Raw genomic sequence first — 22,017 nt, forward strand, 5'->3', positions numbered from 1 at the left:
CTTATCCGTGCGCGGCTGCGTTGCTTGAGCCGCTACCTGAGTCGACGTGCACCTTGACGGTCGCGGAAAGACCGGGACGCAGCACGTTTTGCATGTCCTTCGGCACGTCGAGGCGCACGCGCACCGGCACACGCTGCACGATCTTCGTGAAGTTGCCGGTCGCGTTTTCGGCGGGCAATACGCTGAAGGTTGCGCCGGTAGCGGGCGCGAGACTTTCGACCACGCCGTGCAGTGGCTTGTTCGATGCGTCGAGATCGACGTCGACGCTGTCGCCCGTGCGCATCTCCTTCAACTGATCTTCCTTGAAATTGGCGTCGACCCAGAGGCCGCTCGCGGGTACGACGGTCAGCAGCGACACGCCGGTGTTCGCGAGCAGCCCCACACGCGCGGTGCGATTGCCGACATAGCCGTCGATTGGCGAACGGATCGTCGTGTACTCGACATTCAACGCGGCGACGCGCTGCGCCGCCTGCGCGGTTGCGATACGCGCCTTGGCGTCGCCGATCTGCGCGTCGAGTACCGCGATCTGACGCTGCGCGGCAAGCAGTGCCGCACTGCTGCGATCGACCGCGGCACGCGCCTTGGTCAGATCGGCGTCGGCCTTCTCGACGACCTGGTTCGACACCGCGTCGTCCTTCACGAGTTCGCGGTAGCGCGTCTGGTCGGCGGCACTGCGCGTCAATTCGGCGCCGGAGGCGCGAACCTCGGCAGCCTGCTCGCTGATCGCCGCAAGCTGCAGCGATTTCTTCGCTTCCAGCTCGATCACGGCGGCCTGCGCGCTCTCCACTTCCGCGTTCGCCTGCGCGAGGCGAGCGTCGTAATCGCGCGCATCGAGCCGCACCAGCACCTGGTTCGCGTGGACGAACTCGTTGTCGTGCACGAGCACGTCGGTGACGAAGCCGTTCACCTTCGGCGCCATGACGGTCACGTCACCGCCGACGTAGGCATCGTCGGTGGTCTCGACGAAGCGGCCGACGAAGAACCAGTACGAAGCGGCCAGCGCCAGCACGACGAGAACCGAGAGAATCGCAAGCAGCATCCACGGAATGCGCCGCGCCTGTCTCGCGGCTGGCAGCGCGCTCGGCGGCGCGACAGTCGAAGGTGTAGTAGACATAGTCTCTATATGTGCGTATGCACTCGTTAAGTTGAAAAAAACGGCGCAATGCGCCGGTCTCCGCTACCTTTATCGTTTGCGTCAGAGAAAATCCTTTGTGAGCGCAAACAGTTCGCCGCGCAGCGCGGCCGCGCGCTGCTCGCCGAAGCGGTGCTCGAATTCGGCTTGCGCGGCATACCAATGCGCGCGGCCCGCTTCCAGCCGTTCTTCGCCGACTTCGGTCAAGGAGATCAAAAGCGTGCGCGCATCCACACCCATCGTTTCGCTGGACACGAGGCCATCGCGGCGCAGTGGCTGAATCGTGCGAACCAGCGTGGTGCGCTGCATGCGCATCGCCTCGGCAATCTGCCTCATCGTCGCCGGACCGGTGCGTTTGAGCCGACCCAGCAGCGAAAACTGCGTGATGGTCAGCCCGACATTCGACAGATGCCGGTCGTAAATCTGCGACACGTGACGCGCGGCCTGACGGATCGCAAAGCAGTCGTCATCGAAAAGCACTTCCATTTCGATACTTCCTTGCCTTAAAGTGCATATGCACATTTAAAGGCGTACTGAAACCCGCCGGGACGGGTTCATACGCGCTATCTAACCGGTGATGCTGAACAACTCGGCGCGCAGCGTTCTGGCACGCGCGCGGCCGAACTTCTTTTCAAATTCGTCCTGCGCTGCGCGCCATGCCACCGAGGCCTGATCGAACGTCGCCTCGCCCTTTTCCGTCAGGCTGAACAGGAACGTGCGGCCATCGTGCTCGGCCGCTTCGGCCAACACGAGGCCGTCGCGCTGCAACGGTTTCATGGCGCGAACCAGCGTGGTGCGCTCCATCACCATGGCTTCCGCGAGATCCGCCATCGGCAGATTCGGCGTGCGCGCGAGCTTGGCAAGAATCGTGAACTGCGCGGCCGTCAACCCTACCTCGCCAAGATGGCGCTCGTAGATTTGCGTGACGTGCCGCGCCGCCTGGCGCAGCGCGAAGCAGTTGCATTCGTCGTAAGAGAGAGGACGGGTCATGCGAGGCAGTCTATATGTGCATACGCACAGAGTCAAGTTTTTGCTGTGACCCGGAACCGGTGTGCCGGTCATCACGGTCTTCATTCGAAGGTCGCCCAAATCGCACCCGGCACAAGGAGAGCCTCATTGACGTCTGGTCTGGTCCGTTGGTTCCGGCAAGTCTGTCGTCCGTTGCGCGACAGCAATCTGCTGTTTCGGGCTTGCCACCCAATAATGTTATGTTATAACATTTCTGCGGTTATCCAACCGCAGCTAACCGTTTTGCGAAAGAAATCCGTCCGACATGCGAGCGGACTACCCTCATCCATCGACCGCTTATGACCGCCACCGTCCCTACTCCTTTCCATCACAAAGTAGTCCTGATCGAATGACGTGATCGCTGTCGCGTGCCGGCCACCTGATGCGGCCGATAGCGCGATGCAGCGAGCGTCGTCTCATCTTTCTTCATACGTCCTTCTCCTGGCAGCCAGGGGCGAGGTGGGCGAGCTTTTGCCAATCGAATCCCATCATCAACGCATCGTCCATAGAGCGAGTAAAACAATGAAAAACCGCACACTGACCGCGCACGCGGCGATTGTGTTCTGTGCCGCCGTCTCGAGCGCGTGGGGCGCGCCGGGCAGCACCGTGCTGACGGGCACGGTGGCCGATCCCGCGGGCAAACCCGTCGCCCACGCGAAAGTGGACGTGCAGGATGCGAGCGGCGCATCCGTCAGCACATCGAACACCGACTCGTCCGGGCATTTCGCGATCAGCGGTGTGGCGCCGGGCACGTACGCAGTCGTCGTCACCGCACCGGGTTTTGCCAGCGGCAGCAGCATTGCCACGGCGCAGTCCGGCGCCCCGGCGAGCGTCAGCGTGCAACTGCAAAAGAGCGATGCGCTTGATGTACAGGTCAACGCACAACGTCTGAACACAGCGCGCAACGGTTTGCTGCCCGAAACGGGCAGCAGCGTCTACCGCTTTACGCAAGCGGATATCGACACCATGCCGGCGGGTGCGAACACTCCGCTCAATCAGGTGCTGCTGCAGGCGCCCGGGGTCGCAAATGACTCATACGGACAATTGCATGTGCGTGGCGAGCACGCGAATCTGCAATACCGGATCAATGGCATCATCATTCCAGAGCCGATCAGCGGCTTTGGTCAGTCGCTCGACACGCGCATCATCGATCAACTGAATCTGCTCACCGGCGCACTGCCCGCGCAATACGGGTACCGCACGGCCGGCATTGTCGACATCCGCACCAAGTCGGGCGACACGGGGAGCGGCGGTTCGGTCGATGTATTCGGGGGCAGCCACGGGACCATCAGAACCAGTGCCGACGTATTCGGCAGCCAGGGGCCGTTCAGCTACTATCTGAGCGGCTCGCTCGGCATGAACAATCTCGGCATCGAGAACCCCACCGCAAGCGCGAATGCCATTCACGATCACACGCGGCAAGGCAATGCGTTCGGCTACCTGTCATATCTGATCAATCCGTTGACGCGCGTGAGCCTGCTTTTCGGTGCGACCAGCAACCAGTTCGAAATTCCGAACACGCCTGGGCTGCCGACCAACTTTGCGCTGAACGGCCACAGCACATTCGACTCGTCGCAGTTGAACGAAACGCAATCCGAGCTGAACAATTTTGCGGCCATCGCGCTTCAGGGGACGAACGGCGCCGCGCTCGATTACCAGGTCGCCTTCTTCACGCGCTATACGCGCACGAAGTTCAACCCCGATCCGATTGGCGACCTGATGTTCAACGGCGTGGCTTCGGAGGACTTCCACAGCAACACGGCCAACGGCGTGCAGGTCGACACCACATGGCGTCTGAACGACAGCCATACGGTTCGCGCGGGTCTCTTTTTCCAGCAGGAACACGCGGTGTTCGACAACAACGTGAGCGTGTTCCCAGCCGACGAAAACGGCAACCAGCTCTCCGACATACCCTTCAACATCCAGGACAGCAGCAGCAAGACCGGCTATCTGTACAGTCTGTACGCGCAGGACGAGTGGAAGCTCACCGACCGGCTCACCATGAACTACGGCCTGCGATACGACCGGATGGACGAGTACACGAGCGCGAGCCAGTTGAGCCCGCGCGTTGGCCTCGTCTACACGCTCACGCCGACGACGACCGTGCACGCGGGCTACGCGCGCTATTTCACGCCGCCTCCCTTCGAACTCGTGTCCGGCTCGACGATATCGAAGTTCGACGGCACGACGAACCAGAGCCCGTCGAGCCAGAACGCCCCGGTGCAGCCGGAACGCAGTCATTACTTCGACCTCGGTATCACGCAGAAGCTCGGCCCGGCCGTCACACTCGGGTTGGACGCGTACTACAAGAAATCGACGGATCTGCTCGACGAAGGGCAATTCGGCTCCGCGCTCATCTACACGCCGTTCAACTATCAGTACGGCAAAACATACGGCGTGGAATTCACCGCGAACTACAAGCAGAACAATATCTCCGCTTATCTGAACCTCGCCTATAGCCGCGCGCAGGGCAAACAGATCAGTTCGGCGCAGTTCAATTTCGATCCGGAAGAACTCGCGTTCATCTCGAGCCACTGGGTATTTCTCGATCACGACCAGCGCGTGACGGCTTCATTCGGCGCCGCTTACGATTTCTACCGAACCACGTTCACGTTCGACGGAATCGTCGGCTCGGGTTTGCGCAGCGGCTTTGCGAACACGGATCGCCTGCCCGTGTACGCCCAGTTCAATCTCGGCGTGATCCAGCATTTCAACGAGCCGATGATCGGCAAGTTCGATGCGCGCGTGCTGATAGTCAACGCATTCAACCGCGTGTACGAGTTGCGCGACGGCTCGGGCATCGGTGTCGGTGCGCCGCAGTACGGTCCACATTTCTCCGTGTATGCGGGCGTAACCAAGTACTTCTGATCGACGACACGGAGAAGAATCATGCAGGAATGGACAGGCTTTATGGCAGCGATGCGCACGGGCGGATGGATCATGTATCCGCTCAGCGTGCTGGGCATTCTCGCGTTGACCATCATCATCGAGCGGGCCTATGTGTTCGCGCGCTTCGCGCGTGCGCCGACGCGCCCGTTTCCGCGCGGTGCGTCGGTCGATAATGAGTCATCCCAGGGATTCGACGGTCTCGCGCCACACAATGCGTTCCGGCGCATGGCCGCGCCGTGGCTGGCGGAATCCGGCTCGCCGCTGTGGCTGCGCGAGGCCGACGCGCAAGCGATCGCGTCACAGATCGAGCGCGACATGGGCCGCGGTCTCTGGCTGCTGGAGACGATCGTCACGGCGGCTCCGCTGCTCGGACTGCTTGGCACGATCGTCGGCATGATGAAATCGTTCCAGCTGTTCGGCGGCAATGGGCTCGTCGATCCGGGCGGGGTCACGGGCGGCGTCGCGCAGTCGCTGGTGGCAACCGCGATCGGGCTGATCGTCGCGGTCTTCGCACTCTTCGCATTCAACTATTTTTCGCGTCGGCTCGAACGTCTGATGGACGAACTCGAACTGTTCGCCAACGCGCGGCTCAATGAACTACGCCTGCGCCACGAAGCGCGGGGAGAGCGGTGATGGAACTCAAACGCTCGCGGACCGCGCGGCGCGGACGCATCGAAATCATTCCGATGATCGACGTGATGTTCTTCCTGCTCGCGACGTTCATGCTTGCATCGCTGGCGATGCAGCGTCTCGACGCGGTGCGGATCAACCTGCCGTCGGGACGCGCGCAACCGATCAACGCCAGCGAGCCGCTGACGATCTCCGTGGATGGCAACGATGCGGTCTCGGTCAATCGCCATATCGTGCGCGTGGATCAGGTCGAAGCGGAAGTGAAGCGCCTGCTGCGCCCGGACGGCAATGTCATCATCGCGGCGGACGATCACGCGGGTCACGGCGCAGTCGTGCAGGCAATGCTCGCTGCACGGCGCGCGGGCGCGGAACACTTTCTGATTGCCGTGCATCGTGAATAGAAGCTGCGACGCGCTGCTTGACGAGCGAGGCGTGGGGACCTTGCGCACCGCAATCGCCTGCACGATTGCGCTCGGCATCTGGCTGCTGGTTCTTTTCGCACTCTCGTCCGGTTTGCTGAGGCCAATCCATCCGCATCGATCGCCTGCTCCGCTGGACATGCGCATCGTCGTACTCGACTCGCCCGCACCGCCAGGTTCCAGCGCGCCGCCAGCGCCCTCAACGTCCTCGAAGCCGCGCGCGGCAGTCGCAGTGGAAAAATCGCTCCCACGCGCGCAAACGCAAGCGCGCACACCGGCACATCGCGCGACGCCGTCCGTGCAAACCAGGTCCGATACGATCGACTCGCCTGCCGCCCCCCCTGCCCCGCCTGTTAATCCGGCACAACGCCAAACTCAGGATGAGCGGCCAGAACAGACGGCCACAGCCGAACCGCAGCCAACGTCCGGGCAACACGCTGAAGCACCGGCCGCCGCGGCAACGTCGAACGCCACGGCACGCTCGATCTCGCAGCCGCTACCGGCATTGCCCGACGATCTGCGCGAGCAGGCGTATCAAACCGTCGCGACGGCGCGCTTCACGATTCATGTGGACGGCTCGGTCGATGTCGAGCTGATCAAGGCAACGCCTAATCCGCGATTGAACCAGTTGCTTCTCGAGACGCTGCGCCGCTGGCGCTTCTTCCCTGCTTTACGCGATGGGCGTCCCGTCGAAAGCACGCAGGACGTTCGCGTGCATTTCAACGTCAGCTAAGCGGGCGTGCCCGATGGCGTTGCGGAAGGAGGTTCTGCTAACCGCGGTTCACCGCCAAGGAAAGCCCGCGCGCGGATCGGACCGAATCAGACCGGATCGGCGAGAAGCGCGCGAACCCGCAACCCGTCTTCAGGACGCGTCTTGCAGCCCCAGCACCGTCACCCCCACTTCCATCCGATGCGCGCCGCCACCGAGAATCGTCCCGCGCAACAGCGACACGTCGCTGTAATCGCGGCCGATTGCGAGCGTCACATGATCGAGGTCGGCGAGCACGTCGTTGGTCGGATCGAGATCGATCCAGCCGCTGCCCGGGCAATGCACCGACACCCACGCATGCGATGCGTCGGCGCCAATGAGCCGCGGCTGCCCCGGCGGCGGATCGTTGCGCAGATAGCCGCTCACGTAGCGCGCGGGCAAACCGAGCGAGCGCAGGCAGCCGATCATCACCTGCGCGAAATCCTGGCACACGCCGCTCTTCAGTTCGAACGCGCGCTCGGCCGGCGTATCGAATAGCGTCGCCGACGGCTTGTACGCGAAGTCCGCGTGAATCCGGCGCATCAGATCGATCGCGCCTGCAACGAGCGGCTTGCCGCGCGTAAAGCTCGGCAACGCATAGTCGCGCAGCGACGGCCGCAGCGCGATGTTCGGCGACGCGAAACAGAACTCCGCCTCGGGCCGGAACTCGCCGCCCACGTGAAACCGCAGCGCCTCGGCCACCGTTTCCCACGCGGGCGTGGCCTCGGCGTCGAGGTCGGTCCAGCGCGGCGTCAGCGACACCGTGGTTTCGCTGACGAGTTGCAGGCGCTCGTGCGGCGTGTCGAGCGCAAAGTACAGCACGTCGTTGCCGAACGCGTCGATGCGGCTGTGCAGATACGACGGCTGCGGCTCGATCCGTTCGCTGCGCGAAATCACGTGTTGCCACGGACACGCAAGCGGCCGGATCGTCGCGAGATGCTGCGCGGTCTCGACATAGGTCGAATAGTGATAAGTGGTCCGATGCGATACGGACAGCACGGTCGGCGCGTGCTTCATACCCATACCTGCGAGGCGAGCGTGGTCGCGTGACTGAAATAACGCGCGCTGATTTCATGAGCGGCTGCGTTCGCGAGGCCGCCAATCTGATCGCAGAGCGCAATCAGCCTGGCGTAGGCGCCGTGCTCGTCGACTTCGCACAGTGATTCGAGCGTCGGCAGCAATGAAAGCGGCGGCAACAATTCCGCGAATGGCCGGTGCCGCACCCCGCCCGCCGTCACCGCGATTTCGTCGAGTTTGTTGCGCAAGCGTTCATACACGCCGTAAATACCGCGCGGATTCTGAGGTTCGATCACGAGCAGATCGAGCAAGGCCGGCACTTCGAAACGACCCGGATACAGCGAGCGATACGTAAGCGTGCTGTCGAACAGTTGCAGCAGCAGATCGAAACCGGCCGGCGTGGCAAGCTGGCCGTGCGCGGCGACGCCGCGCATGAACGCGGCCATCGTCGCCACGCGCTCGATGTGGCGTCCGGCGAACAGCAGGCGCCACGCTTCGTCGCGCGTCATGCGATCGCCCTGCGCGCCGCTGATCGCCGATAACTGCACCGACAGATGTTCGAGCGCGCTCGCGAGCGTCACGCGGTCGTAGCGGTCGACGGCACTGCTGCCCGGGCCATTCATCGCTCCATTCATCACGCCGCTGGTCGCGCCATTCGTTGCGCCATTCGTTGCGCCGCCAGGGCCGCCATTGCCGTTGCCCTGCAAAGGCAGCAACGCCTGCAACGCATCCTCGAAGTCGTTGCGCGCCGCGAGAATCACGCGCCAGTGATCGTTCGACAATCGCCCGCGCACCTCGCCGTTCGCGCGCGCCTGGCAGTTCAGGTTCTGGCTGATGCTCACACTGCCCGCGCTCTCGCCGAGATTCGCGACGAGCGCGCGCTCGAACGTCTGCGGCGAAGGCGGCGCATGCGGCGACGCCATATCGCCGGGCTGCACGAGGCCGCAGTACGTCGCGAGTTCGACCAGCGCCGGAAACATCGCGTCGGCGTCATTGCCTTCGAGCGAACCGAGAATCAGCCGCAAGAGCCGCACGTTGTTTTCCGCGCGCTCGCCGTAGCGGCCGGCCCAGAACAGGTTTTCCGCGGCGCGGCTCGACACGGTGCGATGCTTGCGCGCGAGGTCGGCGGGCTGCATCGGCGAAGGCAACAGCGTGAAGGTCGAGGTCGGCTGGCTCGACAGCACCCACGTATCGACGCTGCTGCCGCCGTGCTGCATCGACACGGTTCGCTGCCGCTCGCCGGCCACACGCGTGAAGCCGCCCGGCATCACATGCCAGCCGCCGTTGACGTCGGCAATCGCATAGACGCGCAGCACCGACGGCCGGCTGCCGATCGAGCCCGCCTCGTAGCGCGGCGTGCAGGAAAAGCGCTGCTCCTGCTGGATCGTGAACGCGTCGGGCATCGCCTCGATGCGCTCGCGCCATGCCGCGAGCGGCTGCGCGCCCTGCTCGATGCCGGGCGGCGCGGCGCGTTCCGCGAGCGGCCACGTCGGCACGATCAACGCGTCGTCGAGATGCGTGAACGCCTGCTCGCGCGCGGCCTCTTCGCCGCACCACCAGGTCGGCACGCCCGGCAGCACGAGTTCTTCGCCGAGCAGCGCTTCAGCGATGCCCGGCAGAAAACCGTGCAGCGCAGGCGATTCGACGAAGCCCGCTCCCGGCACGTTCGATACGATCACATTGCCCGCGCGCATCACCTGCAACAGGCCCGGCACGCCGATCGTCGAATCGGCGCGCAACTCGACCGGATCGCAGAACGCGTCGTCGAGACGGCGCAGCACCACGTGCACACGCTCGAGCCCGGCGAGCGTCTTCAGATAGAGCCGGTCGCCGCGCACGGTCAGGTCCTTGCCCTCGACCAGCGTGACGCCAAGATAGCGGGCAAGAAACACGTGCTCGAAATAGGTTTCGCTGTACGGCCCAGGCGTGAGCAGCGCGATATGCGGCGACGCGTCGAACGACGCTGAATCGGCGCTTTCGTCATCGCGCATCGTCTCCTGCGCGGCCTGCACCAGCGTCGCCATCAGTTGCGAATAGATCGGCGCGAGGCGGCTCACGTGCAGCGAACGGAACGGCTCGGCGAACAGCGTCGAGACGATGAGCCGGTTTTCGAGCGCGTAGCCGAGACCGGACGGCGCCTCGGTGCGATGCGCGATCACGCTCCAGTCGCCATTCGGCGTGCGCGCGAGATCGAGCGCGACAACCTGAAGATACTGGCCGCCCAGCGGCGTGAAGCCCTTCACCGGGCGCAGATAGCCGGGATGCCCGAACACCAGCGCGGGCGGCAGTTGCCCGCGTTCGAGCAGCGTCTGCGACCCGTAGATATCGGCGACGATCGCGTTGAGCAGATGCGCGCGCTGCGTGACGCCGCGCTCGATCTGCGCCCACTCGGCCTCGCTGATCAGAAACGGCAGCAGGTCGAGCGCCCAGGGCCGCGACTTGCCGTTGTCCGCGTAGACGTTGTAGCTGATGTCGTTGTCGCGGATCTGCTGCGCGATCGACGCGTGATGGTCCGCGAGCCGGGCGATGCCGCTTTCGCCGAGCAGCGCGAAGAACTGCCGCCACGGTTCGCGCAGCGCGCCGGAGGCGTCGCGCAATTCGTCCCAATGTCCGTCATGACCCGGCAGCAACCGCAACAGGGACGAAGCATCCGCGTGCTGCGCGGATGCTTCGAAGGGCAAGGTCGATTGAAAGGCCAAGGTTGTGTGCGTTCAGGAATCCATCGGTTTCAACAGTGGCGCAGATCGAGCGTGAACGGAAACTCGAGACTGCGCTGCGGCGTGCCAACCGCGAGCGGCCCCGGCGTATGACCCGACGCGAAGAAGCGCGCGCGCCGCCGGCTTTCCGCCTCGTAGGCGTTGACCGGGAAGGTCTGGTAGTTGCGCCCGCCCGGATGAGCGACATGATACTGGCATCCGCCGAGCGAACGGCCGATCCATGTGTCGACGAGATCGAACGTGAGCGGCGCATGCACGCCGATCGTCGGATGCAGCGCCGACGGCTGCGACCATGCGCGAAAGCGCACGCCGGCCACGTATTCGCTGACGCGCCCGGTCGGCTGCAACGGCACCGGCACGCCGTTGACGGTCAGCAGATGGCGGTTGCCGTTCAACCCGAGCACGCGCACTTCGAGCCGCTCCACCGACGAATCGACATAGCGCACCGTGCCGCCCGCGGAGCCCTCTTCGCCCATCACGTGCCACGGTTCGAGCGCGCTGCGGATCGTCAGATCGACGCCGCCCACCGTCATCTCGCCGACGAGCGGGAAGCGGAATTCGAAGTGCGGCGCGAACCACGCGCTGTGGAATGCGAAGCCGGCCTCGCCGAGTTCGGCGAGCACGTCGTCGAAATCCATCTCCACGAAGGTGCCGAGCAGAAAGCGGTCGTGCAGCTCGGTGCCCCAGCGCGTCAGGCGCTGCGTGTATGGCGTGCGCCAGAAGCGCGCGACGAGCGCGCGCAGCAGCAGTTGCTGCACGAGGCTCATGCGCGCATGCGGCGGCATTTCGAAGCCGCGCAGTTCGAGCAGGCCGAGGCGGCCTGCCGGGCCGTCGGGCGAATAGAGCTTGTCGATGCAGAATTCGGCGCGGTGCGTGTTGCCGGTCACGTCGATCAGGATGTTGCGCAGCGCGCGGTCGATCATCCACGGCGGCAGGCTCGCGCTGTCGCGGCCGCCGAGCAGATCGATCTGCCGCTGCAATTCACCGAACGCGACTTCGAGTTCGTAGACCTGGTCGTTACGCGCTTCGTCGATACGCGGCGCCTGGCTCGTCGGTCCGATGAACAGCCCCGAGAACAGATACGACAGCGAAGGATGGTTGTGCCAGTACGCAATCAGGCTCGCGAGCAGATCGGGGCGGCGCAGGAACGGACTGTCGGCCGGTGTCGCGCCGCCGAGCACGAAGTGATTGCCGCCGCCGGTGCCGGTGTGGCGCCCGTCGAGCATGAACTTCTCGCTGCTCAGATAGCTGTGCGCGGCCGACTGGTACAGATACTCGGTGTGATCGACGAGTTCGTCCCAGTTCGCGGCCGGATGAATGTTGACCTCGATCACGCCGGGGTCCGGCGTCACCTGCAGCACTTTCAGGCGCGCGTCGCGCGGCGGCGGATAGCCTTCGAGCACCACCTGCATCTTCAGTTCGGCGGCTGTCGCTTCGACCGCGGCGAGCAGATCGAGATAATCGTCGAGATCGGTGAGCGGCGGCATGAACACATGCAGCAGCGTGCGGCCGCTGCCGAACGAATCGGTCTCGGCTTTCGGGCCGGCCGCGCGTTTCGGGTCGCGCGCCTCGACGCACAGCGCGGTGCGCAGCGTGTCCGTCGACGACTGCCCGCGCGCGGGCGGCTGCGGGTTTTCCTGTGGGTTTTCCTGCGAGTTCTCCAGTACTGCGCCGGGCTGACGCGCATACCCGGGCACGGTGCCGCCCGGCGTGCCGCTCAGCAAATCCGCCGCGCGAAGCGACAGCGCAGCCGCCTCACGCTGATCGGCCGCCTCGCGCGGACCGGTGCCTGTCGCCGCCTCCGCGCTCTCACGCCCGCCTTCGTACTGCACGCGCAACTGCGCGGCCGTGCGCAACGGCTGCTGCGGCGCGAACGGGTCGTGCGCGTGCTGATACGGATAGTCGGTCTTCGACACCCACGGCAACGATTCGAGCGGCAACCGGTAGCCCATCGGCGAATCGCCCGGGATCAGGTACATGCGTTCGTCGCGGAAGAACCAGCGGCCGCTCACCCACTTCGGCGCGGCGCCCGGCAGGCTGCGCTCGCGACCGAGCGGCAGCACGTAGCCGGTCGGATTGCCGAGGCCCGCATCGAACACGCGCCGCAGACGCACGCGCTCGAGTTCGTCGTCGAGGCGCGCGTCGAACGGATCGACGTTGACCGGCAGGCGGCGCTCGCGCCACAGGTAGTACCACGCGTCTTCATAGCCGGTCTCGATGCAGTCCCGCGCGACCGCCAGCCTGTCCGCCAGATGCGCGATGAAGCGCTGCGCGTCGCCGGCCGTGTAGCGGCCGGGCTCGCGCTCGTCGGCGAAGAGCGCGGGGTTCCGCCAGCACGGCTCGCCGTCGGCGCGCCAGTACAGCGACATCGCCCAGCGCGGCAGTTGCTCGCCCGGATACCACTTGCCCTGCCCGATGTGCAGGAAGCCGTTCGCGCCGTAGCGCTCGCGCAGCCGGTCCATCAGCGCGACCGCGTAGCCGCGCTTGGTCGGGCCGAGCGCGTCGGTGTTCCATTCGGCGGCGTCGCGATCGCGCACCGACACGAAGGTCGGCTCACCGCCCATCGTGAGGCGCACGTCCATGTCCGCGAGTTCGCGATCGACCTGCGCGCCCATCTTCAGCGCGTCGTTCCAGGCCGCTTCGCTATACGGCTTCGTGACACGCGGCGTTTCGAGAATACGTTCGATCGACATCGTGTGGCCGAACTCGACCTCGCATTCGTCGACCGCGCCCGAGATCGGCGCCGCGCTGCCCGGCTCCGGTGTGCAGGCGACCGGGATATGCCCCTCGCCCGCGAGCAGCCCCGAGGTCGGGTCGAGCCCGATCCAGCCCGCGCCGGGCAGATAGACCTCGCACCACGCATGCAGGTCGGTGAAGTCGACTTCGGTGCCGCTCGGGCCGTCGATCGATTTGACGTCGGGCGCGAGTTGCAGCAGATAGCCCGACACGAAGCGCGCCGCGAGGCCGAGTTGCCGCAGCGTCTCGACGAGCAGCCAGCCCGAATCGCGGCACGAACCCGACGCGTTCACGAGCGTTTGCTCGGGCGTCTGCACACCGGGCTCCATCCGGATCAGATAACGGATCTCGTGTTGCAGCCGCTGATTGAGCGCGACGAGGAAGTTCGCGGTGCCGGCCGGCGCGCGGTCGATGCTCGCGACGAATTCGGCGAAGCGCGGCGTCATCGGCCGCTTGATGCGGTACGGCGCGAGTTCCGCCGCCAGCTCCGGCGCGTAATCGAACGGAAACTGCTCGGCCGACGGTTCGAGGAAGAAGTCGAACGGATTGTAGACGGCCATTTCGGCGACCAGATCGACGCTCACCTTGAACTCGCGCGTCTGCTCGGGAAACACGAGCCGCGCCTGGTAGTTGGCGAACGCATCCTGCTGCCAGTTGATGAAGTGCCGCGCCGGCTCGACCCGCATCGAATACGACAGGATCGGCGTACGGCAGTGCGGCGCGGGCCTAAGCCGCACGACCTGGGGCGACAGCGTGACCAGCCTGTCATAGCGATAATGAGTGACGTGATGCAACGCGACGCGAATGGACACTCCGGACTCCTCGACGAAGATGGGCAGCCCGCCGAAAAAGCAAGCTTTATGCCGTTGAACGACAAGCCGTGCCTGAACCGCCTGTAACTCATGAACTGCGTTGCGCTTGTGCCTGCTGGGGTTTCATCTGCTGCTTGCAGCGGCCACTTCCACCCGCCGCGAAATTCATCGCAGCGCGCTGGCCTTCGATCGATTCGCCATCCGGTCCAACCCCGAGCGCGCCCGGCCGCCGCCGAGGCGGAACAAGCGTTGCCACGGAGTTTCGTCAACCTATGCACCAAACCGGCGCGGCGCCGATGCACGATCATGTACGTACTGTGCGTTAAAGCGGTGACCTCTGGCAATCGCGGCATGAAGATTGCAGCCCGCTTTCACTCACGAGCGCATCCTTCAAGCTGCACACCACCGGGCCTCACCGATGAAAACCTTCCTCTGCAATCGCTGCGCGCAACTCGTGTTCTATGAGAACGTCCGTTGCGAACGCTGCGAGTCCTTGCTCGGCTATCTGCCCGAACTGCGAGAAATCAGCGCATTCGACGATGCCGGCGATGGCCGCTGGCGCAGTCTGCATCCGCGCGCGAACGGCGCGCTGTTCCGGCAATGCCACAACTACGCGGTCGAAAACATCTGCAACTGGATGATCCCCGCCGATTCTCCCGACACGCTGTGCCGCGCCTGTCAGTTGACACGCACGATTCCGAACCTGGGCGAACCGGAAAACCGGCTCTACTGGTATCGGCTCGAAGTGGCAAAGCGGCGTCTGTTGTACACGCTCGGCGAACTCGGACTCGAAGTGACGTCGCGCGACGCGGACCCCGAGCATGGCCTCGCGTTCGAATTTCTCGCCGACGACAGCGACGGCGCGCGCGTGATGACCGGCCACGACAATGGCCTGATTACGCTGAACATCGCAGAAGCCGACGACGCCCACCGCGAGAAAGTGCGCACCTCGATGGGCGAGCCATACCGCACGCTGCTCGGGCACTTCCGTCACGAGACGGGGCATTACTACTTCAGCCAGCTGATCGAAAACGAGCCGCGCTGGCTCGAGCCGTACCGCAAGCTGTTCGGCGACGAACGCGCCGACTACGGCGAGGCGCTGAACGCCTACTATCGCAACGGCGCGCCGGCCGATTGGCAGGCGTCGTACATCAGCGCGTATGCGACGATGCATCCGTGGGAAGACTGGGCCGAGACGTGGGCGCACTATCTGCTGATCGTCGACGTGCTCGATACCGCGAGCACATACGGCCTCGCGCTGCTGCCCGGCGATCCGCGCGAGCCGACCCTCACCGACCGCACACCGGTCGAAGACGCGAGCTTCGAAAATCTGATGCAGCGCTGGTTTCCGCTCACGTATGCGCTGAACAGCCTGAACCGCAGCCTCGGTATCGCCGACGGTTATCCGTTCACGCTCGCCGCGCCGGTGGTGGGCAAGCTGCGCTTCGTGCATCGCGTGATCGCGGCGGCGGGGGATGGAAAGGCGCGTGAAGCGGCGGCGCCATCGGGGCTCGCCAGCAGGGATGAACCCGCCGCGGACCAACCCGCATCATCGGACCCAGCGGTTACACCGCGGCGTCAGTTCGACGGCGACAAAGTCTGAGCCTGCATACCCTCTTTCTGTATGAAGCAACCAGGCTCTCCGGCGAGGCGCACCTGCTTTCGATCCGCGCTCGCGATGGCGACTCGGGGGCAGCAGCGCCACCCTCATGTTTGCAGTCGATGGAGGCCGTTTTCAGCCGGAATATCAGCGCTTTGATTTCCTAACCCTATTGTGCTGGCGTGACAGAAACGAACTGTTTCAACTCCGGCTTGTATTCGGCCAGCAGGCTCAGAATAGCCGCGCCGAAACGACGTGCGAACTCGTCGTCAAGCTTGAAATCGAATTCTTCCAGCAGCACGGGAATATCCAGTTTCCCCTCGCACAAGGGACGTACTGCCGCCTCAGCGACAGCATTGCACACCAGCATTTTTTGCTCGGTATCGTAGTGAACGACGATCGAACTGGGAGTTCTTTGCTTGCTCATATTGGCCTCGTGTATCCCATGCAAACGTTATAGCGATACCGCGCTCTGTCCAGGCACATTTGCACGCCAGCGTACCCGCCCATCATTTTCCCGAACAATCGGCAGTCAGCTTCATCCTGTTCCCACTGCATCATGCATTCTGCCGCCTGTGCTGAGCCGACAGCAACCTGCTGAACTGCATCGGCCACTTTCTCAACGTACTCGAACGGCTGCGCATCGCTGAGTGGCGTTGAGGTGTCCCCATCACCGGTCAGCGCACCGACGACAGCCGCGTCGGGCAGACCGCCACCGCCGCTGCCGCCAGCCATGGCCGCGCGTGCGCCGATCAACCGGCCTTGCCGGGTGCCCGGATCATACCGGCCGAACAGCGTGGGTTCTCTGTTCGGGAGATAGACTGCGCTCGCTGGGAGAGTCCGCAACGGCGTGCTGTGGGGTCGCGGAAACAGGTCGGCACGAGGGCCTTTGATGGCAAGCAGCGAGCCCCTGTGCACCTCGGAGAGAAGCGCATTGATAACCCACCAGCCATCGGTGTCGGGGTTGCGGTCCCGAACACCACGCAACCACAGCCAGCCACGCTTCTGGATACTCCTGACCAGATTCCCGTCCTTCTCCCACCCGCGACGGTTCAACCCGGCAATACCGAGAAATTCCTGCGTATCGGCTTTAGCCTTCCCGAGGTCGGCGGCCTTTCTCAGGCACGCTTTGTAGTGCTGTTCATCGCAGATAACATAACGGGCGCCCAGTGGTCTCTGACAGCACAGTTCCACGGAGCACATCTCAAATACGGACAAGGACATAGGTGTGTCGACGCTCTATCTGAAATCGCTGCCCGGATCGGCAGAGATCAGAATAAATACCGTGCGACGGGCTGTCCGTACATGGGCGACGGCCCAAAAATCTCCACTGCCTTCGATGAAACAAAAAAATGACGAACGTTATCAATAAGACTGCAAACAACATCAAGCGCATGAAAGAAGCCCGTTGCCGGATTGACAGGCTACGGGCTTCATAGGTTTGGCGATGCGCAGCTTTCGCTTATGCGCTTTTGGGTGCTTGAGCGCCTCGCTCACGCGCTCACGGCCCCTAATCGCTCAGTAAGCAACATATGGCCGCGGGCCACCCGGCGTCGCTTGCTGCTCGATCGCCGCATACACGTATTCGTGCGTACTCCCCGACCGCCGGCGGCTCGCGAATGACTTCCATCCGGGCAAAAAAAAATGCCGCGGATGGCTCTCGCCTTCCGCGGCATTGATCTTCGGGACGCGAAGCGTCCGGTTACTTCGTCCGCTACTTCTTCTGCTGCTGCAGAAGCGACTTCAACTCCTGCACGTTTTCCTCTACGCGCTTTGCGATCACCGCATACGACTCCGCCTGCGTCTGATACGCGGCCTGCGCGAGCTGCTGCATGTCGGCAAGCGACTTGTGCAGACTCTGCTGGACTAACTCCGCGGTTTTCGCCGACGGCACCGCGCCCGCCGTCGACAGTTGTGTCGTCAGCGACTGCAGTTCGTTCAACGTTGCGCGCAACATGTCGGCCTGCTTCTGGGCGAGCGACTGCATGCCCTGGAAAGCCGTCTGATTCGCCTGAACCAGCGCTTCCATGTCCTTGCGCCGCGCTTCCATGATGGCGGGTACGTCGAAGCCGGGGAGCTTGAACTGCTCGAGCATTCTGGTGAGATCGCCAAACGGATTGGCAGCTTCGGGTCGGTCCATGCGAAATCCTCCTTGCGGTTGAATACTCGTCACCGGCGCGTCGCCACCGGGAAGAAGCGTGACGCCGGCACCTGACGGCGGCGTGTACCGCACGTGCCGCCACGGCAGGCTGATTGTGGGGTCGCACGGCACATCGGATCAATCATGCTCTATCCGGCCGCATCGCGCCAGCGGACTCACCCTGGCGCAACGCGGCCGCGGACTCACCCTGGCGCAACGCGCCAGCGGACTCACCCCGGCGCAACGCGCCAGCGGACTCACCCCGGCGCAACGCGGCCGCGGCGGTACGGGTCAGGTCTGATTGTTTCTGGTGGCTGCGAATCGTTTCTCGTGGAGCCGGGTTGCATCCGGGCGGGTCAGTAGCTCGATTGCGTCCGGAGGCGCACCTGATCGCACCTGATCGCACTTGATCGCACCTAGTCGCATCTAGTCGCATCTAGTCGCATCTGGTCGTACCCAGTCGCATTCAATCGCACTCAGTCGCATCTGATCGCACCGGTTGCATCCGTTCGCGCTCGATCGCCTCAAACGGCCTGCGCCGCGCGGCATGCAAGCTCCGGTAAGTTACAGAAGCATTTCAGTAACACGATGCACCAGCGGGTCGACTATCGTTGCTCCTGCGCTGGCCCGCCGGGGCGCCGGCGCTGTTTGCCATGGGAGCGACATCATGAAAAAAGCACTCTTCAGCGCGGCTCTCGCCGCCGTTCTTGGCGTGACCGCAACGGCCGCGTTCGCCGACGAAGCGCCGCCTCCGCCGTCTGCCGCGATGCATGGCGACGGGCCGCCGCCGTTTCACGGCGCACATGGCGCAATGGGTCCGATGATGGGTCCGCGCGGCCCGAGCGTCGCGGTGATCCGCGATCTGGAGCAGTTGCGCCGTCTTTATGCGCTGAGCGGCCATGAAGGCGAGATCGTCGCGGTCTATCACGATGTGCTCAACAAGACGCAGGATCCGATGCTGCGGCACTACGTGTACAACTCGCTGGCTCGCGAGCAATTGAAGCCCGCCAATCCCGAACAGGCAATCGCGACGCTGCGCACGAGTCTCGCAGAAGACCTCGCCGCGGCGAACAAAGCGCCGCATGGCGCGCCGGGCGGCATGCCGCCGGGGCAGTCGCAGTAAATCCTCTCAGCAGGTTCTCGCGGCCGGTTCTCGCAGCCGGCTCTCACAGCACGTTGCGAAAGAGCGCCGCGCGCAACGCGGCGCGTCCTTTCGCATCCCATTCAGCAAAACGACTGGCGATCGCTGCCGGCCGCCCCCACTGGAAGCGCTCCCGCCGCCTCCGTCGCGCAGCCCTTGCGCGCACTGCGTTGGATGTCCCACATTGCCGCCTCACTGCCGCTTTTCATCTTCCCTCAGGTGATTAGGATAGGAGCACCGAAACGTTCGTGCAGGGTGAAGAATGCGCTATCCGCTAAACATGGCTGTTGCCGCCGTTCTGCTCGTGTTGGTTCTGTGCTGCATCGTCAAGCTCGCGTTGCAATGATCGCCACGCGTCTTTGCCGAGGCACGTTCCGTTTCGCGTACTGGCCGCATGCCGATGATTCCAACTCACCCGTGAACGTGACAATGCCGCGAACATGCGCGGCAGCTTGCGATTAAAAATATCAACGAATAACACGCCCTGTTCCGTGCCCGCCGCGACGCACAATTAGCGCGGCAAGGCACGCTCCTCCTCATCGCACCCCCATTCTTTCTACATTCGGCACTTAAAACGTTGTATTTATGCAATAGGAATGATTCTTATTTTCACTATAATTACGGCGAACCTTTCGTTCCGTACGTTGATGACTTACATCGAACCGCATCTTCCGCGCACGCAGAAAACATGCGGTCCGGATTCGAGTGAGCGCCCCTGGACGGAGCACCGACGACCACGCCAATCTTCCATTTCATGTCCGTTTCACGCCCGTATGAACCGCAGGTCGCGCCTGCCAAAACCGCCCTCCATCGCGCCACGATCCGCGCCGCCATCGCCCTGGCCTTCGCCGCCCCGGCCATTGCCTCAGCCCAATCCGCCGACCCTGCTCCTGCTCCCACCACCGACAGCACGCTGCCGACCGTCCGGGTTCAGGCCGCCAAGGACGTGCTGCCGGGCGACCTCGCGCCGACCTTCCGCGGCGGCCAGGTCGCGCGCGGCGGCGACTTCGGCGTGCTCGGCCAGCAGAAGAACATCGACATGCCGTTCAGCATGACGACGTACACGTCGAAGCTGATCGAAGACCAGCAGGCCCGCACGATCGCGGACGTGCTCGCGAACGATCCCGCGGTACGCACGGCTTACGGCTATGGCAACTTCTCGCAGGTGATCGTGATCCGAGGCTTCCAGTTGCAAGGCGACGACGTATCGTTGAACGGGCTCTACGGCATCACGCCGCGCCAACTGGTCGCAACCGACGCGCTCGAGCGCGTCGACGTGTTCAAGGGTGCGAATGCGTTCCTCGGCGGTGCGTCGCCGGCTGGCTCGGCGATCGGCGGCGGCGTCAACCTGCAACTGAAACGCGCGGACGACAAGCCCATCACCCGCGTCACGCTGGAAGGCAGCGGCTCGGGTGAAATCGGCGCGCACATCGACGTAGGCCGGCGCTTCGGCAGCGAGGACCAGTTCGGCATTCGCGTGAACCAGGCGAATCGCGACGGCGCAACCTCGATCGACGGCGAACACCGGCGCGACAACACCACTGCGGTTTCGCTCGACTGGCGCGGCGACAAGCTGCGTCTGTACGGTGATTTCCTGTATCAGCGCCAGCGCGTCAACGGCGGCCGCCCGACCGTGTTCGTCACCGGCGACACCGTGCCGGACACGCCGTCGGCAACCTACAACTTCGCGCAGACGTGGACCTACGCATCGCTCGAAGACACGGTCGGCATCCTGCGCGCCGAGTACGACTTCGCGCCGAACTGGACCGCCTACGTCGCGGGCGGCGCGCGCCATACCGACGAACAGGGCAGCTATTCGTCGCCGTACTTCGGCGACACCGGCACGACCGCCACGCGCCTGACCGTCCCGCACAAGGAAGACGCGACCTCCGCCGAAACCGGCGTGCGCGGCCGCTTCAACACCGGTCCGGTTTCGCACTTCGTGACGGCGGGCGCGTCGATCGTGCGGGTCGACGCACAGTCGGCCTACACGATGAGCGGCTCGTTCGACACCGACCTGTACAACACGCCGCAGGTGCCGTCGCCGCCCACCTTGTATACCGGCGGCAACATGGCCGATCCGCGGACCACGGCGCTCACGCTGCTGCGTAGCGTCTCCGTGTCCGATACGCTGGGCTTCCTGAACGATCGCGTGCTGTTGACGCTCGGCGCGCGCCATCAGTCGATTCTCTCGAACACGTTCGACTACACCGGCAAGCAGACGCAGAACTACAACGACTCGATCACGACGCCGCTGTTCGGCCTCGTCGTCAAGCCGTGGGCGAACGTGGCGCTCTTTGCGAACCGCAGCGAGGGGTTGGCGGCCGGCGAGGTCGCGCCTTCGTCGGCGGCGAACTTCGGCCAGCAACTCCCGCCCGAGCGCTCGAAGCAATACGAAGTGGGCGCGAAATACGACAACGGCAAATACGGCGCGTCGATCGCCGCGTTCCAGATCGACAAGCCGCAGACCTTCACGAATAGCGCCAACATCTTCGTTGCGGACGGCACCGAGCGGCATCGCGGTATCGAGACATCGGTGTTCGGCGAGCCATATAAGGGCGTCCGTCTGATCGCGGGCGCGACCTACATCAACGCGACGCAGCTCGACACCGGCAGCGCCGCCACCGACGGCAAGCGGCCGATCGGCGTGCCGAGCTTCTTTTTCAATCTGGGCGCCGAATACGACGTGCCGATGGTCAACGGCCTCACGCTGACCGCGCGCTGGACGCACACGGGTCCGCAGTATCTGAACACGGCCAACACGCTGTCGATTCCGACGTGGGACACGGTGGACCTCGGCGCGCGCTACGCAACGGTGCTGTTCGGCAAGCCGACCACGTTCCGCGCAAGCGTGTTCAACGTCGCGAACAAGTCGTACTGGGCGTCGACGACTGGCGGTTACCTGACGCAAGGCGCGCCGCGCACGTTCCTGATGTCGATGACGACGGATTTCTAAGCCGACCAGGTCGCGAGAGACGCTTCCCTTTACCCTTTACCCCTTACCCGCCCGACCACGGGAAGGACACCG

At 64.2% G+C, this 22,017-nt stretch carries 16 protein-coding genes; 7 read left to right on the forward strand and 9 right to left on the reverse strand.

Going from position 1 to position 22,017, the window contains the following annotated elements:
• Position 1: 1 nt before the first annotated feature.
• From B9Z01_RS18405 to B9Z01_RS18415, 3 genes are all read right to left on the reverse strand, one after another.
• Positions 2-1,114 carry an HlyD family secretion protein gene (locus tag B9Z01_RS18405; protein ID WP_208626075.1) on the reverse strand — a complete coding sequence of 371 codons (1,113 nt, stop codon included), beginning with the start codon at positions 1,112-1,114 and terminating at the stop codon, positions 2-4.
• An 81-nt stretch (positions 1,115-1,195) separates the two neighbouring features.
• Positions 1,196-1,618, reverse strand: a complete 423-nt coding sequence (locus tag B9Z01_RS18410; protein ID WP_085485528.1) for a MarR family winged helix-turn-helix transcriptional regulator — start codon at positions 1,616-1,618, stop codon at positions 1,196-1,198.
• Between the two features lie 81 nt (positions 1,619-1,699).
• Positions 1,700-2,122, reverse strand: a complete 423-nt coding sequence (locus B9Z01_RS18415) for a MarR family winged helix-turn-helix transcriptional regulator (RefSeq protein WP_085485530.1) — start codon at positions 2,120-2,122, stop codon at positions 1,700-1,702.
• A 540-nt stretch (positions 2,123-2,662) separates the two neighbouring features.
• Here B9Z01_RS18415 and B9Z01_RS18420 point away from each other — a divergent pair.
• From B9Z01_RS18420 to B9Z01_RS18435, 4 genes are all read left to right on the forward strand, one after another.
• Positions 2,663-5,008: a TonB-dependent receptor gene (locus B9Z01_RS18420; RefSeq protein ID WP_085485531.1), complete on the forward strand. Its 2,346-nt coding sequence runs from the start codon at positions 2,663-2,665 to the stop codon at positions 5,006-5,008.
• Between the two features lie 21 nt (positions 5,009-5,029).
• Entirely contained in the window at positions 5,030-5,662 is a 633-nt protein-coding gene (locus B9Z01_RS18425) for a MotA/TolQ/ExbB proton channel family protein (protein ID WP_085485533.1), read from the forward strand.
• Positions 5,662-6,060: an ExbD/TolR family protein gene (locus B9Z01_RS18430; protein ID WP_085485535.1), complete on the forward strand. Its 399-nt coding sequence runs from the start codon at positions 5,662-5,664 to the stop codon at positions 6,058-6,060. Before B9Z01_RS18425 ends, B9Z01_RS18430 begins: the two co-directional genes overlap by 1 nt.
• Before the next feature lie 250 nt (positions 6,061-6,310).
• Positions 6,311-6,811: an energy transducer TonB gene (locus B9Z01_RS18435; RefSeq protein WP_244196063.1), complete on the forward strand. Its 501-nt coding sequence runs from the start codon at positions 6,311-6,313 to the stop codon at positions 6,809-6,811.
• 129 nt (positions 6,812-6,940) lie between these two features.
• Here B9Z01_RS18435 and B9Z01_RS18440 read toward each other — a convergent pair whose 3' ends face one another.
• From B9Z01_RS18440 to B9Z01_RS18450, 3 genes are read right to left on the reverse strand one after another with little or no spacing between them, the layout of a single operon-like run.
• Entirely contained in the window at positions 6,941-7,843 is a 903-nt protein-coding gene (locus B9Z01_RS18440; RefSeq protein ID WP_085485539.1) for a transglutaminase family protein, read from the reverse strand.
• Positions 7,840-10,542: a circularly permuted type 2 ATP-grasp protein gene (locus B9Z01_RS18445; protein ID WP_085485541.1), complete on the reverse strand. Its 2,703-nt coding sequence runs from the start codon at positions 10,540-10,542 to the stop codon at positions 7,840-7,842. The genes B9Z01_RS18440 and B9Z01_RS18445 overlap by 4 nt, the downstream gene beginning before the upstream one ends.
• A gap of 29 nt (positions 10,543-10,571) precedes the next feature.
• The gene (locus tag B9Z01_RS18450; RefSeq protein WP_085485543.1) at positions 10,572-14,108 is read right to left on the reverse strand and encodes a transglutaminase family protein; all 3,537 of its coding nucleotides are present in this window, start codon (positions 14,106-14,108) and stop codon (positions 10,572-10,574) included.
• Between the two features lie 418 nt (positions 14,109-14,526).
• Here B9Z01_RS18450 and B9Z01_RS18455 point away from each other — a divergent pair, with 418 nt between their 5' ends.
• A complete protein-coding gene (locus tag B9Z01_RS18455) occupies positions 14,527-15,711 on the forward strand; it encodes a zinc-binding metallopeptidase family protein (protein ID WP_085485545.1) in 1,185 nt (394 codons plus the stop codon).
• A gap of 166 nt (positions 15,712-15,877) precedes the next feature.
• On the opposite strand, the gene B9Z01_RS18460 is transcribed toward B9Z01_RS18455, so the two are convergent.
• From B9Z01_RS18460 to B9Z01_RS18470, 3 genes are all read right to left on the reverse strand, one after another.
• Positions 15,878-16,135, reverse strand: coding sequence for a hypothetical protein (locus B9Z01_RS18460; protein ID WP_085485547.1), 258 nt, complete (start codon positions 16,133-16,135; stop codon positions 15,878-15,880).
• The gene (locus B9Z01_RS18465) at positions 16,132-16,932 is read right to left on the reverse strand and encodes a hypothetical protein (RefSeq protein WP_085485550.1); all 801 of its coding nucleotides are present in this window, start codon (positions 16,930-16,932) and stop codon (positions 16,132-16,134) included. Before B9Z01_RS18465 ends, B9Z01_RS18460 begins: the two co-directional genes overlap by 4 nt.
• 490 nt (positions 16,933-17,422) lie before the next feature.
• Positions 17,423-17,848 (reverse strand): phasin family protein, encoded by a 426-nt coding sequence (locus B9Z01_RS18470; RefSeq protein WP_085485552.1) that lies wholly within the window; start codon positions 17,846-17,848, stop codon positions 17,423-17,425.
• Positions 17,849-18,515: 667 nt separating this feature from the next.
• Here B9Z01_RS18470 and B9Z01_RS18475 point away from each other — a divergent pair.
• Together B9Z01_RS18475 and B9Z01_RS18480 are read left to right on the forward strand one after the other, a co-directional pair.
• Complete coding sequence (locus B9Z01_RS18475) at positions 18,516-18,971, forward strand: hypothetical protein (RefSeq protein WP_085485554.1); 456 nt, start codon at positions 18,516-18,518, stop codon at positions 18,969-18,971.
• 772 nt (positions 18,972-19,743) lie between these two features.
• The gene (locus tag B9Z01_RS18480) at positions 19,744-21,945 is read left to right on the forward strand and encodes a TonB-dependent receptor (RefSeq protein WP_085485556.1); all 2,202 of its coding nucleotides are present in this window, start codon (positions 19,744-19,746) and stop codon (positions 21,943-21,945) included.
• Positions 21,946-22,017: the final 72 nt, after the last annotated feature.

It is taken from the genome of Paraburkholderia susongensis (genome assembly GCF_900177725.1).
Classification (GTDB): domain Bacteria; phylum Pseudomonadota; class Gammaproteobacteria; order Burkholderiales; family Burkholderiaceae; genus Paraburkholderia; species Paraburkholderia susongensis.

Excerpts from the sequence above, each read along its gene's own strand:
- B9Z01_RS18405 (WP_208626075.1), bottom strand. The coding sequence starts at position 1,114 with ATGTCTACTACACCTTCGACTGTCGCGCCGCCGAGCGCGCTGCCAGCC.
- B9Z01_RS18410 (WP_085485528.1), bottom strand. The coding sequence starts at position 1,618 with ATGGAAGTGCTTTTCGATGACGACTGCTTTGCGATCCGTCAGGCCGCG.
- B9Z01_RS18415 (WP_085485530.1), bottom strand. The coding sequence starts at position 2,122 with ATGACCCGTCCTCTCTCTTACGACGAATGCAACTGCTTCGCGCTGCGC.
- B9Z01_RS18420 (WP_085485531.1), top strand. The coding sequence starts at position 2,663 with ATGAAAAACCGCACACTGACCGCGCACGCGGCGATTGTGTTCTGTGCC.
- B9Z01_RS18425 (WP_085485533.1), top strand. The coding sequence starts at position 5,030 with ATGCAGGAATGGACAGGCTTTATGGCAGCGATGCGCACGGGCGGATGG.
- B9Z01_RS18430 (WP_085485535.1), top strand. The coding sequence starts at position 5,662 with ATGGAACTCAAACGCTCGCGGACCGCGCGGCGCGGACGCATCGAAATC.
- B9Z01_RS18440 (WP_085485539.1), bottom strand. The coding sequence starts at position 7,843 with ATGAAGCACGCGCCGACCGTGCTGTCCGTATCGCATCGGACCACTTAT.
- B9Z01_RS18455 (WP_085485545.1), top strand. The coding sequence starts at position 14,527 with ATGAAAACCTTCCTCTGCAATCGCTGCGCGCAACTCGTGTTCTATGAG.
- B9Z01_RS18460 (WP_085485547.1), bottom strand. The coding sequence starts at position 16,135 with ATGAGCAAGCAAAGAACTCCCAGTTCGATCGTCGTTCACTACGATACC.
- B9Z01_RS18465 (WP_085485550.1), bottom strand. The coding sequence starts at position 16,932 with ATGTCCTTGTCCGTATTTGAGATGTGCTCCGTGGAACTGTGCTGTCAG.
- B9Z01_RS18470 (WP_085485552.1), bottom strand. The coding sequence starts at position 17,848 with ATGGACCGACCCGAAGCTGCCAATCCGTTTGGCGATCTCACCAGAATG.
- B9Z01_RS18475 (WP_085485554.1), top strand. The coding sequence starts at position 18,516 with ATGAAAAAAGCACTCTTCAGCGCGGCTCTCGCCGCCGTTCTTGGCGTG.
- B9Z01_RS18480 (WP_085485556.1), top strand. The coding sequence starts at position 19,744 with ATGTCCGTTTCACGCCCGTATGAACCGCAGGTCGCGCCTGCCAAAACC.